General features: G+C 70.0%; 15 protein-coding genes. 5 read left to right on the top strand and 10 right to left on the bottom strand.

Annotated features, from left to right (window positions below):
- The 3 genes from phbB to ACFPN9_RS12655 all read right to left on the bottom strand — a co-directional run.
- Nucleotides 1-662 (bottom strand): acetoacetyl-CoA reductase (gene phbB, locus ACFPN9_RS12645; RefSeq protein ID WP_377817144.1); only part of this gene is annotated, 662 nt, incomplete at its 3' end.
- A 35-nt stretch (nucleotides 663-697) separates the two neighbouring features.
- The gene (locus ACFPN9_RS12650) at nucleotides 698-913 is read right to left on the bottom strand and encodes a DUF1737 domain-containing protein (protein ID WP_066717120.1); all 216 of its coding nucleotides are present in this window, start codon (nucleotides 911-913) and stop codon (nucleotides 698-700) included.
- Nucleotides 914-920: 7 nt separating this feature from the next.
- A complete protein-coding gene (locus ACFPN9_RS12655) occupies nucleotides 921-2,099 on the bottom strand; it encodes an acetyl-CoA C-acetyltransferase (RefSeq protein WP_066717117.1) in 1,179 nt (392 codons plus the stop codon).
- A gap of 306 nt (nucleotides 2,100-2,405) precedes the next feature.
- Here ACFPN9_RS12655 and phaR point away from each other — a divergent pair, with 306 nt between their 5' ends.
- On the top strand, nucleotides 2,406-3,002 hold the full coding sequence (gene phaR / locus ACFPN9_RS12660) for a polyhydroxyalkanoate synthesis repressor PhaR (protein ID WP_066717114.1): 597 nt from the start codon (nucleotides 2,406-2,408) through the stop codon (nucleotides 3,000-3,002).
- 36 nt (nucleotides 3,003-3,038) lie between these two features.
- Here the strand turns inward: phaR and ACFPN9_RS12665 are convergent, their stop codons facing one another.
- Nucleotides 3,039-4,727 carry a bifunctional diguanylate cyclase/phosphodiesterase gene (locus tag ACFPN9_RS12665; RefSeq protein WP_066717111.1) on the bottom strand — a complete coding sequence of 563 codons (1,689 nt, stop codon included), beginning with the start codon at nucleotides 4,725-4,727 and terminating at the stop codon, nucleotides 3,039-3,041.
- 165 nt (nucleotides 4,728-4,892) lie between these two features.
- On the opposite strand from ACFPN9_RS12665, the gene ACFPN9_RS12670 reads away from it, so the two are divergent.
- A complete protein-coding gene (locus tag ACFPN9_RS12670; RefSeq protein ID WP_066717108.1) occupies nucleotides 4,893-5,087 on the top strand; it encodes a hypothetical protein in 195 nt (64 codons plus the stop codon).
- 12 nt (nucleotides 5,088-5,099) lie between these two features.
- Here the strand turns inward: ACFPN9_RS12670 and ACFPN9_RS12675 are convergent, their stop codons facing one another.
- The 3 genes from ACFPN9_RS12675 to mtgA all read right to left on the bottom strand — a co-directional run bounded on the left by ACFPN9_RS12675 (nucleotide 5,100) and on the right by mtgA (nucleotide 6,828).
- Nucleotides 5,100-5,669, bottom strand: coding sequence for a hypothetical protein (locus ACFPN9_RS12675; RefSeq protein ID WP_066717106.1), 570 nt, complete (start codon nucleotides 5,667-5,669; stop codon nucleotides 5,100-5,102).
- A gap of 120 nt (nucleotides 5,670-5,789) precedes the next feature.
- A complete protein-coding gene (gene rpmF, locus ACFPN9_RS12680; RefSeq protein ID WP_057189713.1) occupies nucleotides 5,790-5,975 on the bottom strand; it encodes a 50S ribosomal protein L32 in 186 nt (61 codons plus the stop codon).
- A gap of 151 nt (nucleotides 5,976-6,126) precedes the next feature.
- Nucleotides 6,127-6,828 carry a monofunctional biosynthetic peptidoglycan transglycosylase gene (mtgA, locus tag ACFPN9_RS12685; protein ID WP_082734993.1) on the bottom strand — a complete coding sequence of 234 codons (702 nt, stop codon included), beginning with the start codon at nucleotides 6,826-6,828 and terminating at the stop codon, nucleotides 6,127-6,129.
- 97 nt (nucleotides 6,829-6,925) lie between these two features.
- Here mtgA and ACFPN9_RS12690 point away from each other — a divergent pair, with 97 nt between their 5' ends.
- A complete protein-coding gene (locus ACFPN9_RS12690; protein ID WP_066717103.1) occupies nucleotides 6,926-7,882 on the top strand; it encodes a polyprenyl synthetase family protein in 957 nt (318 codons plus the stop codon).
- A 92-nt stretch (nucleotides 7,883-7,974) separates the two neighbouring features.
- On the opposite strand, the gene ACFPN9_RS12695 is transcribed toward ACFPN9_RS12690, so the two are convergent.
- Nucleotides 7,975-9,195: a hypothetical protein gene (locus tag ACFPN9_RS12695; RefSeq protein ID WP_066717101.1), complete on the bottom strand. Its 1,221-nt coding sequence runs from the start codon at nucleotides 9,193-9,195 to the stop codon at nucleotides 7,975-7,977.
- 56 nt (nucleotides 9,196-9,251) lie between these two features.
- Nucleotides 9,252-10,544 carry an adenylosuccinate synthase gene (locus tag ACFPN9_RS12700; protein WP_066717099.1) on the bottom strand — a complete coding sequence of 431 codons (1,293 nt, stop codon included), beginning with the start codon at nucleotides 10,542-10,544 and terminating at the stop codon, nucleotides 9,252-9,254.
- 245 nt (nucleotides 10,545-10,789) lie between these two features.
- Between ACFPN9_RS12700 and ACFPN9_RS12705 the strand changes: the two genes are divergently transcribed.
- Both ACFPN9_RS12705 and ACFPN9_RS12710 read left to right on the top strand, forming a co-directional pair.
- Nucleotides 10,790-12,001: an amidohydrolase gene (locus ACFPN9_RS12705; RefSeq protein WP_377817145.1), complete on the top strand. Its 1,212-nt coding sequence runs from the start codon at nucleotides 10,790-10,792 to the stop codon at nucleotides 11,999-12,001.
- 253 nt (nucleotides 12,002-12,254) lie between these two features.
- Nucleotides 12,255-12,833 carry a tyrosine phosphatase family protein gene (locus ACFPN9_RS12710; RefSeq protein ID WP_067253429.1) on the top strand — a complete coding sequence of 193 codons (579 nt, stop codon included), beginning with the start codon at nucleotides 12,255-12,257 and terminating at the stop codon, nucleotides 12,831-12,833.
- 167 nt (nucleotides 12,834-13,000) lie between these two features.
- Here the strand turns inward: ACFPN9_RS12710 and ACFPN9_RS12715 are convergent, their stop codons facing one another.
- Nucleotides 13,001-14,719, bottom strand: a complete 1,719-nt coding sequence (locus ACFPN9_RS12715; RefSeq protein ID WP_066719033.1) for a mucoidy inhibitor MuiA family protein — start codon at nucleotides 14,717-14,719, stop codon at nucleotides 13,001-13,003.
- Nucleotides 14,720-14,825 lie beyond the last annotated feature (106 nt).

Here is a 14,825-nt window from a genome sequence, read left to right on the forward strand (position 1 = left end):
TCGGAGGCGAGGAAGACGACCATCGCGGCGATCTCCTCGGGCTTGCCGAGACGGCCGACCGGGATGCCGGCGATCACCCGCTGAAGGGCGGCTTCCGGCATCGCCGCGACCATGTCCGTGCCGATATAGCCCGGCGTGATCGCGTTGACGGTGATGCCCTTGTTGGCGTTCTCCTGCGCCAGCGCCTTGACGAAGCCGATGTCGCCAGCCTTGGCGGCGGAGTAGTTGACCTGCCCCATCTGGCCCTTCTGGCCGTTGATCGAGGAGATCACGATGATGCGGCCGAAACTGCGGGCGCGCATCCCCTCGATCACGGGCCGGGTCATGTTGAACAGCGAATCGAGATTGGTGCGGATCACATCCGACCATTGCTCTTTCGTCATCTTGTGGAAAAAGCCGTCGCGGGTGATGCCGGCATTGTTCACCAGGATGTCGATCGGCCCGATGTCGGCCTCGACCTTGGCGATGCCCGCCGCGCAGGCGTCGTAGTCGCCGACATCCCATTTGAACACCGGGATGCCCGTCTCGGCCTGGAACTTGGCGGCCGCCTCGTCATTGCCGGCATAGCTGGCGGCGACCTTGTGGCCGGCCTCCTGCAGGGCCCGGCTGATCGCCGCGCCGATGCCGCGCGTTCCCCCCGTGACAAGTGCCACCTTCGTCATGCTTCGTCCCTCCTCATGGCGGCGTGGGCGCCGCGCTATTGTTCCGACAGCTTCAGATCGGGCCTATACGGCCCGTCGACGTCCTTGATGATGGCCTGGCCGCAGACGACCCGGCCTTGCGCGGCGTCAAAAGTCAGGGTCGGATGCCCGTAAAGCACCCAGCCCCGGCTCAGCGCCTCCGAGACCCGGTGACAGAAGGAGGCGTCGTCGGGCCCGGTCAGGTAGCGGTAGAGCGTCGTCTGGCGCGCCATGCCGCCCTCAGCGCTCCAGCGCCATGGCCACACCCATGCCGCCGCCGATGCAGAGCGTGGCGAGGCCCTTCTTGGCGTCGCGACGCGCCATTTCGTGCAGCAGCGTCACGAGCACGCGCGCACCCGAGGCGCCGATCGGGTGGCCGATCGCGATCGCGCCGCCATTGACGTTGACGATCTCGGGGTTCCAGCCGAGGTCCTTGTTGACCGCCAGCGCCTGCGCCGCGAAGGCCTCGTTGGCCTCGACGAGATCGAGATCGGAGACCGACCAACCGGCCTTCTCCAGCGCCTTGCGCGTCGCCGGAATCGGGCCCGAGCCCATGATCGCCGGATCGACGCCCGCCGTCGCCCAGGAGGCGATGCGCGCCAGCGGCTTCAGGCCGCGCTTGGCGGCTTCCTTCGCCGACATGATCACCAGCGCGGCCGCGCCGTCATTGATGCCGGACGCGTTGCCGGCGGTGACGGTGCCGTCCTTCGAGAAGGCGGGTTTGAGCTTCGCCATCGCCTCCAGGGTCGCGCCGTGGCGGGGATATTCATCGGTATCGACGACGATGTCGCCCTTGCGGGTCGAGACGGTGAAGGGAACGATCTCGTCCTTGAACTTGCCGGCCTTCTGCGCGGCCTCGGCCTTGTTCTGCGAGGCGACGGCGAAGGCGTCCTGCTCCTCGCGGGTGATCTGCCACTTGGTCGCGACGTTCTCCGCGGTCGTGCCCATGTGGTAGCCGTGGAAGGCGTCCCAGAGCCCGTCCTTGATCATCGTGTCGGTGAATTTTAGGTCGCCCATCTTGGTGCCGGAGCGAAGATGCGCGGCATGCTGGGCCATGGACATCGATTCCTGCCCGCCGGCGACGATGATGTCGGCATCGCCATTGGCGATCTGCTGCAGGCCGATCGCGACCGTGCGCAGGCCCGAGCCGCAGAGCTGGTTCAGGCCCCAGGCGGTCTTCTGCTGCGGAATGCCGGCGGCCATGGCGGCCTGGCGGGCCGGGTTCTGGCCCTGCCCGGCGGTCAGGATCTGGCCCATGATGACCTCGTCCACATCGGCCGGATCGACCTTGGCGCGCGCCAGCGCCTCCTTGATGGCGGCCGCGCCGAGCTCATGGGCCGGCGTGTTGGCGAAGGCGCCGTTGAAGGCGCCCACCGCGGTGCGCGCCGCGCTGACGATCACGATGTCCGTATCGGCCATGGGGAAATCCTCACTGTTGTCGCGACGTCCGGCCCGGCCGGACGCCTGTTCGGCAGGCACCTTCGAAGCCCGCCGCGCCGCCGTCAAGTCAGCCGAAAGAGAGGGCCGCGCCGAAACTTGCGGCAGCCGATCCTTGAGATGGCGCAAAGACATGCCGCATAGCCCATGCTGTGATCGGCATTTGCGGGCCGGCGCTCAAAAAACTTGCGACGGGCGCGGCAGCGGCTACCATCGCCGCCGGAAGACCGTCAGTCCGGCCGCCGCGCGATCTGTGCGGAAGGCTACGGACCAACGTGCAGGATTCTGATGGCCAGCGACAAAGAACCGACCGTCATCAAGAAATACGCCAACCGCCGCCTCTATCACACGGGCACGAGTTCCTACGTCACGCTGGAAGATCTCGCGGGGCTGGTCCGCAACGGCGAGGATTTCGTCGTCTATGACGCGAAGTCAGGCGAGGACATCACCCGCTCCGTCCTGGCGCAGATCATCTTCGACGAGGAATCCAAGGACGGGCAGAACCTGCTGCCGATCGCCTTTCTGCGCCAGCTGATCCGCTTCTACGGCGACAGCATGCAGGCGCTGGTGCCGCGCTATCTCGAATTCTCGATGGATCATCTGACCAAGGAGCAGAACCAGTTCCGCGAGCAGATGGCCAAGGCCTTCTCCGGCGGTGCCTTCGGCGGCGGCGCCATGGACGCGCTGCAGGCCCAGACCCGCGCCAACATGGCGATGTTCACCGAGGCCTTCCGGATGTTCAACCCCTTCACCGCGGCTGCCGCCGGCAAGGCGCAGGAGGACGCTTCTGCTGCCTCGCCCGCCAAGGGCGACGATCTCGGCGATCTCAAGCGCGAGCTGAGCGAGATGCGCGACCGGCTCGACAAGCTCGCCAGGACGAAGTGAGGCGCAAGGGCTGAGCGAGGCGCAGTTCGGCCGCGCTCAGCTCGCCGCGCGCCGGCCCTGCCCCGGCGCAGGGCGGCGCAGCTCCGCCTTTCCGACCAGATGCCCCTGCAGATAGGTGACGCCCCAGTCGGCGAGCATCCGCGCCTGCGTCTCGTCGTCGACCCATTCCGCCACCGTGTCGACGCCGAGATGGCGCGCGAGGTCGATCAGCGTGCGGACATAGAAGCGGTCGTCGGTCGAGCGACGCAGATTCTGGGTGAAGGTGCCGTCGATCTTGAGCACGTCGATCGGGAAGGCGCGCAGATGCCGCAGCGATGTGTGGCCCGCGCCGAAATCGTCGATCGCCACGCGGGCGCCGCGCTCCTTGATCTTGCCGAGCAGCCGGGCGATCCGCGTCGGGTTCTCGATCGTCGCGGTTTCCGTGATCTCGACGATCAGCCGCTCGGCCAGCCCCCGTCCGCTGCTGGTGCAGGCAAGAAAGGCGTCCATCCATTCCGGGTCGGAAAGCGACCGCGGCGAGACGTTGACCGAGAGCGAGAGTTTCGGATCCTCCGCCAGCAGCGCGGCGGCGAGTTCGAGCACGCGATGGTCGAAAAGCCGCACCAGGCCGCGCCGCTCCAGCATCGGGATCAGCTCGGCCGTGGCGAAGAAGGCCCCCTCGCGCCCGAAGGAGACGCGCAGCAGCGCCTCGTGGAAGGCGATTTCGCGCGTCGTCGCGCGCACGATCGGCTGCAGTGCGAGCTCGATGCGGCGCTCGTTCAGGGCCGCCAGCGCGCTGACGTCGAAGCCCGAATCCTGGTCGCTGCGCACGCGGCTTTCCTGCCGCCGCGCGATCACGACCGCGTCGGAGGCGCCGGCCTTGGCGCCGGAGAGCGCGTTCTCGGCAGCAGAGAGCAGCGTCCCGGCATGGTTGGAGAGATCCGGCGCGATCGCGGCGCCGACGCGCAGCCGCACCAGCGCGATTCCGCGCGCGGTCTCGATCGCGGACTGCGCCACGGCCTTGCTGAAACGCCGCGCCGCGGCCTCGACCTGGTTCTGCGGGCAGCCGGTCAGCAGGATCGCGAAGCGGTTGCCGGAATAGCGCACGAGATGGTCGCGCCGCCGCGTCACCGAACGCAGCCGCTCCTGAACCACGCCGATGATCTCGTCGGTAGCCTCATGGCCGAAATCGTCGTTGAGCCGCGCCAGCTCGTCGATCGCCGCGATCAGGACGACGACATTGCGCTCCGCAGGCAGATGCTCCGAGAGCGCCGAGGACAGCCGGTCGAGCAGGGCCGAACGGTCGCCCAGCTCGCCGGTCTGGCCGAGCAGCTCGTCGGGGCGAACCTGGCGCTCGAGCCGCAGCATGCCGCGGGCGCAGGCGGGCCGCCCGTCGGTGCCGGCGAACCAGCGCCCGGCATCCTCGACCCACATGCGACGGCCGGCCAGTTCGGCCGCATAGCGCGTCCTGTAGATGACGCCCTCGCCCTGATCCTGCCCGCCGGAGGAGAAGACGGCGTCATAGCGGCTGCGGCCGCTCCCCGGCTCGACCAGCCCGGCGAAGCCGAGGCCGCGGGACATGGCGGCGGCGGGAATCGGGCCGAGCACATCGGCGGCGTTCGGGCCCCATTGCAGCGCGTCGCTCTGGATGTCCCAGCTGTAGACGACTTCACCGATCGACGAGAGCAGGTTGCGCGGGTCGACGCGGGCCTCGTCACGCGCACTGAAGATCGACGGCACCGGCATCGGTGAAGCAGCCTCGGGAGGACGGGACGCCCGACGAGCGCTGGACGGTTCGCGGGCGGGAGATGTCCGGAAACGATGCAGTAAGTGTTCTTAACACCCCGTTAAGCCTGGCCGGCCCCTTGCAACTTTCCCTCCGGGCGCAGCGACTGCGTATCGGAGTGGCACATGGCCGAATCGGGGCATCGGGAGCAGGCTGACGGACGCGTGGCGGCGGGCTCGGCCATGCTGCTGCTGCAGCTCGCGGCCAGCCAGGCCGAGATTGGCCCCTTCGCCCGCAGGGGCTGCGAGACGCCGCAGGTCGCGACGGGGCTCTACCGCCGGACGGCGCGCCTTCTCTCCGCCACCGGGCGCCGTCCCTGAAGCGCCTGCGTCTCAGGCCTGGGGATGGTAGACCCAGACGCGTCCGCCCAGCACCTCGTAACGCGTGCTGACCGTCTCGGGATCGCCGGCGTCCGAGAAGCGGCGCTCGGGCGGAGTTTCGCAGGAGACGAGCGCGAACCGATTGATCTGGACGAGCCGGTCCGCCCGTGTCGACCCGGGCATCGGCACGTTCTGCTCGATCACCTCGACCAGCCGCCCCGGTATCACGATGCCGAGCACGATGGCCGTGTGATGGGGCCGGCTCATCACCCATGGCATGCCGACGCGCCCGGCCGGGCCGGACAGCAGGTCGCGCGTGGTCACGGTGCTGCGCACGCTGTAGCCGCGCATCTGGATGATGTCGCCGGCCGCGATCTCGGTCGCCGACCGCACCTCTTCGCCCCAGACATAGTCGGCACGGGCCGAAAAGCGCCGGGTCAGCTGGCGAGAGGTGCGTGCGCGCTGGGCCAACAGCGCGTCCTCCGCGAGGGTCCAGCATTCGCCGTTGCCATGGCGGACGCCAAGCGGCCGCTGGCGCAGCCAGGCGACGATGCGGGCGTTGAGCTGAGGATTGAAGACCATCGCGACCTCCACGCATGACGTCGCGTCGTTGTCGCGGCGATGGCCATCCGGGTTCTGTCGCAGACAAAGAAAAAGGGCCGGCGCAGAGGCCGGCCCCTTTCGAACAACGTTGCGAGACGCTCAGGCCTCGGTCTTGGCCTTGAGGACCTGGCGGCCGCGATACATGCCCGACTTGAGGTCGATGTGGTGCGGGCGGCGCAGCTCGCCGGAGTTCTTGTCTTCGATATAGGTGGGCTGCTTCAGCGCGTCGGCCGAGCGGCGCATGCCCCGCTTCGACGGCGACGTCTTTCTCTTCGGAACGGCCATGATACTCTCCATCGTGCCGCCGCCCGGAAGCGCTGCCCGCAGGCCACGCCACCGCCACGACGACGGATCAATCTCGTGAGGCGTTGCCCATACACGCTGACGGCCGCGCTGGCTAGTGCCGAATCCGGCTTTTCGCAATCCGACCGGCAGGTCAGGCCGGAACGGCGCAATCCCCCAGCGGGCCGAGCTGCCCGACCCGGCGCTGTACCCGCGCGCTGGCCGAGAGCAGGGCCCGGCTCGGCTTCGCCGGGTCGCGCAGCAGCGGGTTGGGCAGCGCGCCGGCCAGACGCGCCGCCTCGGCCGGCGTCAGCTTCGCGGCCGGCTTGCCGAAATGGCGCTGGGCGGCGGCCTCGGCCCCGAACACGCCCTCGCCCCATTCGGCGACGTTGAGATAGACCTCCACGACCCGCGGCTTGCCCCAGGCGAAGTCGATCGCCATCGCCAGCGGAATCTCGAGCGCCTTGCGGACATAGGAGCGGCCCGGCCAGAGGAAGACGTTCTTGGCCGTCTGCATCGTCAGGGTCGAGGCACCGCGCGAGGGCCCGTCCTCGTCCTCCATCACCGCATTGAGCTCGACCCAGTCGACGCCGCGATGGCTGCAATAGCGCTGGTCCTCGGCCGCGATGACGGCCCGGATCAGATTGGGAGAGATGTCCGTGAGCGGCACCCATTGACGCTCGACCGGCTGCAGCGTCAGCCAGCGCCCGAGCATCATCGTCGAGGGCACGGGCACGAAGGCATAGAGCAGGATCGCGACCAGCAGCAGGACCGGCAGCGCCAGCAAAGCGAGCCAGAGGGTCCGCAGCAGGCGCAGCACAGGACTTCGCCGCCTCGCCGCTCCGTCACCCGCCATTGCCGTCATCCCCCTCACGCCTCCGCGCCGGCCTCCGGCTTGACGGTTCGGCCGCTCTCCGGCAAGCCCCGCCGGTCTGCGAACGCGAGGCCCGCGCATGAGTTCCGCCCCCACCCGCGCTCCCGAGGCCGCCGACGGGCTCGCCGCCCGGCTGGGCTGGACCGCCGACGCGATCGAGACCCTGCTCGCCGGGCTGCTGGCCGAGAGCCCGCGCAAGGGCGAGATCGCCCGCCCCGCCCGGCTGCTCGCCGCCATGCGCCATGGCGCGCTCGGCGGCGGCAAGCGCCTGCGGCCCTTCCTGACGGTCGAGACCGCCCGCCTCTTCGGCGTCGCGCCCGCGGACGCCCTGCGGGCCGGTGCGGCAGTGGAGCTGGTCCACTGCTATTCGCTCGTCCATGACGACCTGCCGGCCATGGATGACGACGACACGCGCCGCGGCCGCCCGACCGTCCACAGAGCCTATGACCAGGCCAGCGCGATCCTCGCCGGCGACACGCTGCTGACCTATGCCTTCGAGGTGCTGGCCGACCCCGCAACCCACCCCTCCGGCGAGATCCGGGCCGCGCTGGTGCTGGCGCTGTCCCGCGCGGCGGGGCTCGGCGGCATGGCCGGCGGCCAGATGCTGGATCTCGCCGCCGAGGGCCGCTTCGGCAGCGGCGAACCGGCTGCTCTCTCGGAGGCCGAGATCCGCAGGCTGCAGGCGATGAAGACCGGTGCGCTGCTGGCGGCGAGCGTCGCGATGGGCGCGATCCTCGGCGGCGCCTCGGCCGCGCAGCGCGCATCCCTGGACAGCTACGGCCGGGCGCTCGGCGCGGCCTTTCAGGTCGCCGACGACATTCTCGACGTCGAGGCCAGCCCCGAGCAGCTCGGCAAGGCGACCGCCAAGGACCAGGACAAGGGCAAGGGCACTTTGGTGCAGGCGCTCGGCCTCGACGCCGCCAAGCGCGAACGCGACGCCCTCAGCGCGGCGGCCGTGGCGGCCCTTTCCGGCTTCGGGCCGGAGGCGGATATCTTGCGTGCGGCGGCGCGGTTCGCGGCGGAGCGGGCGAGCTGAGCGGTTACGGCGGGAGCCGATAGCGACGCCGCCGAGGAAAGCCGTCATCCCGGGACGACCGAAGGTCGGCCCGGGATGACGTGAACGGGTTCCTACCGCCAGCGCCCGAAAGCGTCGGCCAGCGTCTGCCCGCCCGGCACGCCCTTCTCGAAGGTGATGATGCCGCGCCGGCCGGAGGCGAAACGCACCGGCACGTCGATCCAGCTGCGGGTCAGCATCAGCTCGATGTTGCGGTCGACCTCGACCGGAACATTGGAGAGCGCCGCCACGAAAAGGTTTTCGCCAAGCGCGGAGTTGATGGCCGAGAGCGGTGCACCGCGCTCGCTCTCCTCCGCCTTGAACTGCGGCACGCCGACCTCGCGCACCGCCTCCGTCGCGGGATTGCCGGTGCTTGAGAAGCGCATCCCGATGATGTGCGAGGCCGGGAAGGCCGAATCGGTGTTGCGGCGGACGGTGAAGTCGAGCGTCAGGCCGATCTCGGTGAACTCAACCGTTGCGCGCACGATCGTCTCGACCGGCCGGCCCTGGCCGACGCTCTCGCTGTCGAGCCGCCAGAAAGCCCGGCCATTGACGGCGCGCGGCGCCTGCGGGCTGTTGGGATCCTCCGTGTAGAGGATCGCCCGCTGCGCCACCGTGATCTCCTGCGAGGGCGCGGCCCCACTGGCCGACGGCCGCGTCGCGGGCGGCTGGGAACCGGCCTCGCCGACGCGCTCGTTGATCTTGCCGGCGGAGTCCGCCTGGGGCGCCGGCGCGGGCGTCTCGCTGCGCGGACGCTGGACGGTCTCGGGCGGGTTCACCTTGTTGACGTAATAGGCCGTCACTGCGATGGCGGCGACGGCAACTGCGACACCCCCCGCCACCACCGCCGTCCGCAGATGGCCGGGCTTGACGCGCTTCTCGCGGGGCGGCGCGATACGCGGCCGCGCCGGCTGCGACTCGGCCGGATCGTCGCGGCTCTCGCCGAAGCGGTCCTCCTCCGGCGCGGCGGCGTTCACAGGCGGGCGCGGCGGCGGGGCGGCAGGCTCCGGCAGAGGCGGATCGTCGAAGGCCGGCACCGTCTCCAGCGGCGGCTGCAGCGAATCGATGCTGGGCGGCGGCGGCGTGTCGTCGTAATCGGCCTCGATCCGCGCCACGGCCTCGTCGAGCGCCAGCCGCTCCCGCATGATCTCGGCCTCGCCCAGCGGCGGGTCGAGGCTGCGCAGCTGCGCCACGAGGGCGGTCCTGGCACGGTCGTAGATCGCCTGGCGCGCTGCCGGCGACGTGTCGGACAGTCCGGCCACGGCACGAGCCAGGATGGGATAGAAGTCGGCCATTGGCCTCACTTGTCGCTGTTGCGGGCCTGCGTCAACCCTTGGCGGAGCAGCCGGTTTCAGCCCTCGAAGGGGTTGTGGACCAGGATCGTGTCGTCGCGTTCCGGGCTGGTCGACAGCACGGACACGCTCGCGCCGATCAGCTCCTCGATGCGGCGGACATATTTGATCGCCTGCGCCGGGAGATCGGCCCAGGAGCGGGCGCCAGCGGTCGAGCCCTCCCATCCCTGAATCGTCTCGTAGACCGGCTCGACACGGGCCTGGTCGCTCTGGCCGGCCGGCAGATGCTCGAGGATCTCGCCGTCGAGCCTGTAGCCGGTGCAGACCTTGATCTCCTTGAAGCCGTCGAGGATGTCGAGCTTGGTCAGCGCGATGCCGTCGATGCCGGAGGTCTTCACCGTCTGGCGCACGAGGCAGGCATCGAACCAGCCGCAACGGCGCTTGCGCCCGGTGACGACGCCGAACTCCTTGCCCTTCTGGCCGATCAGCTCACCGATCTCGTCGAACAGCTCGGTCGGGAACGGCCCTTCGCCGACGCGGGTCGTATAGGCCTTGGCGATGCCCAGCACATAGCCGACCGCCGAGGGGCCGAGCCCCGAGCCGGTCGCGGCCTGGCCGGCGACGATGTTGGAGGAGGTCACGAAGGGATAGGTGCCGTGGTCGACATCGAGCAGCGCGCCCTGCGCCCCCTCGAACAGGATGCGCTTACCCGCACGGCGCTGCGAATCGAGCAGCGCCCAGACCGTATCCGCGAAGGGCAGGATCTTCGGCGCGATTTCCTTGAGCTGCGTCAGCAGCTCGGCGCCGTTGACCTCGTCGATGCCCAGGCCGCGGCGCAGCGCATTGTGATGGGCGAGCATGCGCTCGATCTTGGCCTCCAGGATCGCGGGGTCCTTCAGGTCGATGACGCGGATGGCGCGGCGGCCGACCTTGTCCTCATAGGCCGGGCCGATGCCACGCTTGGTCGTGCCGATCTTGAGGCCGGCATTGGCGGTCTCGCGGAAATGGTCGAGCTCGCGATGCAGCGGCAGGATCAGCGTGGCGTTGTCGGCGACGCGGAGATTCTCGGGGGAAATCGCGACGCCCTGCGCCTGCAGCCGCGCGATCTCCTCGACCAGATGCCAGGGATCGACCACGACGCCGTTGCCGATGACCGAGAGCTTGCCGGGCCGCACGATGCCCGACGGCAGCAGTGAGAGCTTGTAGACGACGCCGTCGATCACCAGCGTGTGGCCGGCATTATGCCCGCCCTGGAATCGCACCACGACATCGGCCTGGCTCGACAGCCAGTCGACGATCTTGCCCTTGCCCTCGTCGCCCCATTGGGCGCCGACCACCACCACATTTGCCATGGTTCAGGGGTTCCTGCTTGTCCTAAGTGAGTCTTGCGCGTGTCGTTTCGGGCAAGCGCCGCACATGAAAAACCCCGGCGCAAGACCGGGGTTCGAAGGCAGGTTCTTGCACGCCCTCATGAGCCAAGAGCGCGCCGAGGTCAAGGTTGGCGCGCATGGCCGGCGGCGGCGGGCGGGTGTAGAAGATGAGCCGGCGGCCGCCCGCAGGACCGATGCGGGCCCGCGCCAAGGGGATGAAGACACCGATGACGAACACGCTCGACGCCTGGCTCGACCGGCACCACGCCGCTTTCACGGCGATCCGCCAGGACATCCACGCCCATCCCGAACTCGGGCTCGAGGAAACGCGCACCGCCGCCCTCGTGGCGAAGAATCTGCGCGAATGGGGTGTCGAGGTGACGGAAGGAATCGGCGGGACCGGCGTTGTCGGCGTCATCCGCGGCAAGCGCGCCGGCCAGCGTGCGGTCGGGCTGCGCGCCGATATGGACTGCCTGGCGCTGGAGGAGCAGACCGGCCTGCCCTACGCCTCGCAGCACCCTGGCAAGATGCACGCCTGCGGCCATGACGGCCACACCACCATGCTGCTCGGCGCCGCGCGCTACCTCGCCGAGAATCCGGATTTCGCCGGCACCTGCATCCTGATCTTCCAGCCGGCCGAGGAAGGCCGCGGCGGCGCCAACGCCATGCTGGCGGACGGGCTGTTCGACCGCTTTCCCTGCGACGCGATCTATGGCCTCCACAACACGCCCGGCCTGCCGGCCTCGCATTTCGGCACGGCGGTCGGCCCCTTCCTCGCCTCGGCCGACAGCTGGGAGGTCGTCTTCCGCGGCGTCGGCGGCCATGGCGGCTCGCAGCCGCATCGCTCGACCGACATCACCTATGCCCAGGCGCAGTTCGTGCTGGGTCTCCAGGGCATCGTCGGCCGCAACGTGCCGCCGCTCGACACCGCCGTGATCAGCGTCGGCTACATCCATGGCGGCGACGTCAACGCGTCCAACGTGATTCCCTCCGAGTTGGTGCTCGGCGGCACGGCCCGGACCTATTCCGCCGAGATCCGCGACACGGTCGAGCGCCGCATCGGCGAACTGGCCGCTGCCACCGCGCTCGCCTGGGGCTGCAGGGCCGAAGCGACCTATCACCGCGGCACCAGCCCGCTGATCAACAAGGCCGAGCAGGTCGCGGTCGCGGTCGCGGCGGCGTCCGCTTCGGTCGGCGCCGACCATGTCGACGGGAAGATGCGGCCGGGCACGGGCGGCGAGGATTTCGCCGAGATGATGCTGATCAAGCGGGGCGCCTTCATGCGCATCGGCAACGGCGTCGAGGCGGACGGCTCCTTCAAGGGCCTGCACACCCCGCTCTACGACTTCAACGACGCCATCATCCCCGACGGCATCCGCTACTGGGTCAATGTCGTGCAGGAGGAGCTGGGCATCGGGGAGCGGGCGGCGGCGGCCTAAGGCACAACGCGTCATTCCGGGGCGCCGCGAAGCGGCGAGCCCGGAACCCATAACCGCAGGTCCTTCCGAATCGGGCTCCACGCGGCCACCTCATCCTGCCGATCGAGAGGTTATGGGTTCCGGGCTCTTCGCTTTCGCGAAGCCCCGGAATGACGGCGCCCCCCTCTGCAGGGCTCCCCTCCAAGCCCGTCGGTTGCGCGGCCCGGAGGCAGGTCCTATGCGGCGGGCTCACGCAAACCAGCGGGTCATCCCCATGCAATCGCTCGCCATCTCGACACTCACCATCTGCGGCATCGAGGAACTGCCCGCCCACAGCCTGCGCCGGGTCACGCATGTGCTTTCGGTGCTGGACCCCGACTGGCCCGAGATCGACGCTTTCGGGACCTTTGGCGAGCACACCCGCGTGACGCTGCGCTTCCACGACATCATCGATCCCGCACCCGGCAAGATCCCTCCCGAGCCGGAGCATGTCGCCCAGATCCTGCGCTTCGGCGAAGGGCTGCGCGAGGGCGTCGGTGAGCGGGTCGAGGGCCATCTCCTCGTCCACTGCCATATGGGCATCTCGCGCTCGACCGCGGCGATGCTCATGCTGATGGCGCAGAACGATCCGGAAGCGAGCGAGGACGCGCTGTTCGAGCGCCTGCGCACCGTGCGCCCGCAGGCCTGGCCGAACTCGGTGATGATCGGCTTCGCCGACGCGCAGCTCGGCCGCGGCGGGCGCCTCACGCAGGCGCTGCGCCGCCATTACGGCCGGCAGCTCCAGACCGAGCCGCGCTATACCGACTGGATGACACGGCTCGGCCGCGGGCGCGAGCTCGAGATGGCGGTGTGAGCGGTGGTCGTTTGTCCCTCCGACACTCGGCCGTCATCCTGGGCGACCGAAGGTCGTCCCGGGATCCATCCGAGGGCGGCGCAGAGCCCGATGATGGATCCCGGCCTGCGCCGCTGCGCGGCTGGTCCAGGATGACGCGTGGTTCGTGAGCAAACTTCCCCGCTCCCTCAGTTCAGCGGCCGCGGCAGAGGCTGCGGCCCCGGTCCCGGCTGCGGGGCATAGGTGACCTCGCGGTCGCCCGGCCATTTGATCCGGTAGGCGACCCTGATCTCCTTCTCGGCGCCGGGCGCGAGGTCGAAGGTCCAGGCCGAGACGCCGCGCTTGTCACCGACCTGCTTTTCGGTCGGCGGCGTGGTCTGCGCCGGCAGGCTCTCGACCGTGATCGCGCTGTTCTCCGAATAGGGAATGCGCTCGGTCACCGTCACCTTCACCGGCTGGGCGTGCAGGCTCTTCACCACCGTGCGGAACTCGCGCAGATCGGTCCGGCTCTGGCCCAGCCAGTTCGGCTCGTTCTCCCGGCGGCGCACCGGCGCGCGCGTGACCTTGAGCTTTTCGTCGGCGCCGAAGCCGAGCTCCACCCTGTCGCCCGGCGCCACCAACCCGATCCGGCCACGCCCGATATAGGTGCCGTCGCGATGCAGGGCCACGGGGCCCGGCAGCAGCGGCGCCGCCTCCTCATGCACGAAGCTCGCCTCGAGATAGGCCCTCTCCTCCAGCTCCGGCACGATCCGCGCCGTCAGCGCCGGGTCCGCCTTGGCCTGGCTCAGCAGCACGGTCTTTGAGGAGCCGTCCTGTGGAATGGTCGCGCGGCCGGGCACCTGGAAGCTCGCCTGATAGGCGCCCGCCTCGACCGTCGCGGTCTGAGCCTCCGCCGCGACGGGTGCGGGCGCGGCCGCCGCGCGCTGCGAGGCCTCGGCCTGGGCGTCCGCTTCCGCCTTGGCCCGGGCGGCCGCCATCGGGGCCTGGGCGGCGCGTGCCGTCGGGCGCGCCTCATAGAGCACCGGCGGTTCGAAGAACATGACCTGCACCGGCGTCAGTTCCGGAACCCGGGTGCCACCGGCCGAGCGCGTCGTCGACAGCGTCAGCGCGACCTCGCTCCAATCCTCCCCCGTGCGCTGGCGAAGTTCAGCACGGCGCACCAGTTCGAGACCCGGCTTGCCGCCGGCAGCCGCCGTCGCCAGCCGCGCTTCGTATTGCGGGGTCCAGCTCGCCCCGCCGACGCGGTAGCTGACCGTGAACTCGGCCGCGACCGGCCCGGGCGCCTCGACCGCGATGGCGACGTCGCGCTTCGGTGCGCCCGGCCGCCCCGGCTGCGGCTTCGCCCGTTCCAGCGCCACGATCTCGCCCTCGACCTCGGCCGCGCGCGCCCGCACGCCGCGCAATTCCTCATGCACCTTGACCAGCGCCGTGCCGATCGCCTCGAACACGGCCGGCCAATCCGCCACCGGCAGAGCCTTGCCGTCGGGCCCGAGCTTGTCGGGTCCGGTCTGGCCGAAACGCTCGATCGTGGCGCGCTTGGCCTCGATCGCGGCGATCTGACCCGCGAGGGTCTCCTTCTCCTCGCGCAATGTCTTGAGCTTGCCCTCGATCACCGCATCGAGAACCGGCCGGGCCTCGCCGGGAGCCAGACGGACATCGACGGCACCGACCGAGAAGCCCGCGCTGCCCTTGCCCTCGACGCGGATCGAGGCGGGATCGATCGTCGCCGGCAGGCCGCGCAGCACGATCTGCGAGGCGCCCTGCAGCAGCTCGGCCTTGCCAAGCCGCGTCACCACCGCTCCGTCGGGATAGACCGTGACCCGGTCGATGCGGGTGGGGAGCTCGATTTCGGCTGCGGCGGCGAAGCCGGGCGCCAGCACGAGGGCGGCGGCTAAACGGGTCATCATGGTCGGCTATCCCCTGGGCGATCACGTCGCCGTGATAGGCGCGTCCGAATTCGGCGGGGCCAAGGCGGAATTGGGCCCGATTGCGGACGACGCCACCCGATCGCGG

The sequence above is a fragment of the Allobosea massiliensis genome, from assembly GCF_042655245.1.
Lineage (GTDB): Bacteria > Pseudomonadota > Alphaproteobacteria > Rhizobiales > Beijerinckiaceae > Allobosea > Allobosea massiliensis.

What these genes read in the sequence shown, in the direction of transcription:
- ACFPN9_RS12675 (WP_066717106.1), bottom strand. Translation starts at nt 5,669, where the DNA reads ATGGTCTTCAATCCTCAGCTCAACGCCCGCATCGTCGCCTGGCTGCGC.
- ACFPN9_RS12665 (WP_066717111.1), bottom strand. Translation starts at nt 4,727, where the DNA reads ATGCCGGTGCCGTCGATCTTCAGTGCGCGTGACGAGGCCCGCGTCGAC.
- ACFPN9_RS12655 (WP_066717117.1), bottom strand. Translation starts at nt 2,099, where the DNA reads ATGGCCGATACGGACATCGTGATCGTCAGCGCGGCGCGCACCGCGGTG.
- ACFPN9_RS12710 (WP_067253429.1), top strand. Translation starts at nt 12,255, where the DNA reads ATGCAATCGCTCGCCATCTCGACACTCACCATCTGCGGCATCGAGGAA.
- ACFPN9_RS12705 (WP_377817145.1), top strand. Translation starts at nt 10,790, where the DNA reads ATGACGAACACGCTCGACGCCTGGCTCGACCGGCACCACGCCGCTTTC.
- ACFPN9_RS12670 (WP_066717108.1), top strand. Translation starts at nt 4,893, where the DNA reads ATGGCCGAATCGGGGCATCGGGAGCAGGCTGACGGACGCGTGGCGGCG.
- ACFPN9_RS12715 (WP_066719033.1), bottom strand. Translation starts at nt 14,719, where the DNA reads ATGATGACCCGTTTAGCCGCCGCCCTCGTGCTGGCGCCCGGCTTCGCC.
- ACFPN9_RS12650 (WP_066717120.1), bottom strand. Translation starts at nt 913, where the DNA reads ATGGCGCGCCAGACGACGCTCTACCGCTACCTGACCGGGCCCGACGAC.
- phaR (WP_066717114.1), top strand. Translation starts at nt 2,406, where the DNA reads ATGGCCAGCGACAAAGAACCGACCGTCATCAAGAAATACGCCAACCGC.
- ACFPN9_RS12690 (WP_066717103.1), top strand. Translation starts at nt 6,926, where the DNA reads ATGAGTTCCGCCCCCACCCGCGCTCCCGAGGCCGCCGACGGGCTCGCC.
- ACFPN9_RS12700 (WP_066717099.1), bottom strand. Translation starts at nt 10,544, where the DNA reads ATGGCAAATGTGGTGGTGGTCGGCGCCCAATGGGGCGACGAGGGCAAG.
- mtgA (WP_082734993.1), bottom strand. Translation starts at nt 6,828, where the DNA reads ATGGCGGGTGACGGAGCGGCGAGGCGGCGAAGTCCTGTGCTGCGCCTG.
- ACFPN9_RS12695 (WP_066717101.1), bottom strand. Translation starts at nt 9,195, where the DNA reads ATGGCCGACTTCTATCCCATCCTGGCTCGTGCCGTGGCCGGACTGTCC.
- rpmF (WP_057189713.1), bottom strand. Translation starts at nt 5,975, where the DNA reads ATGGCCGTTCCGAAGAGAAAGACGTCGCCGTCGAAGCGGGGCATGCGC.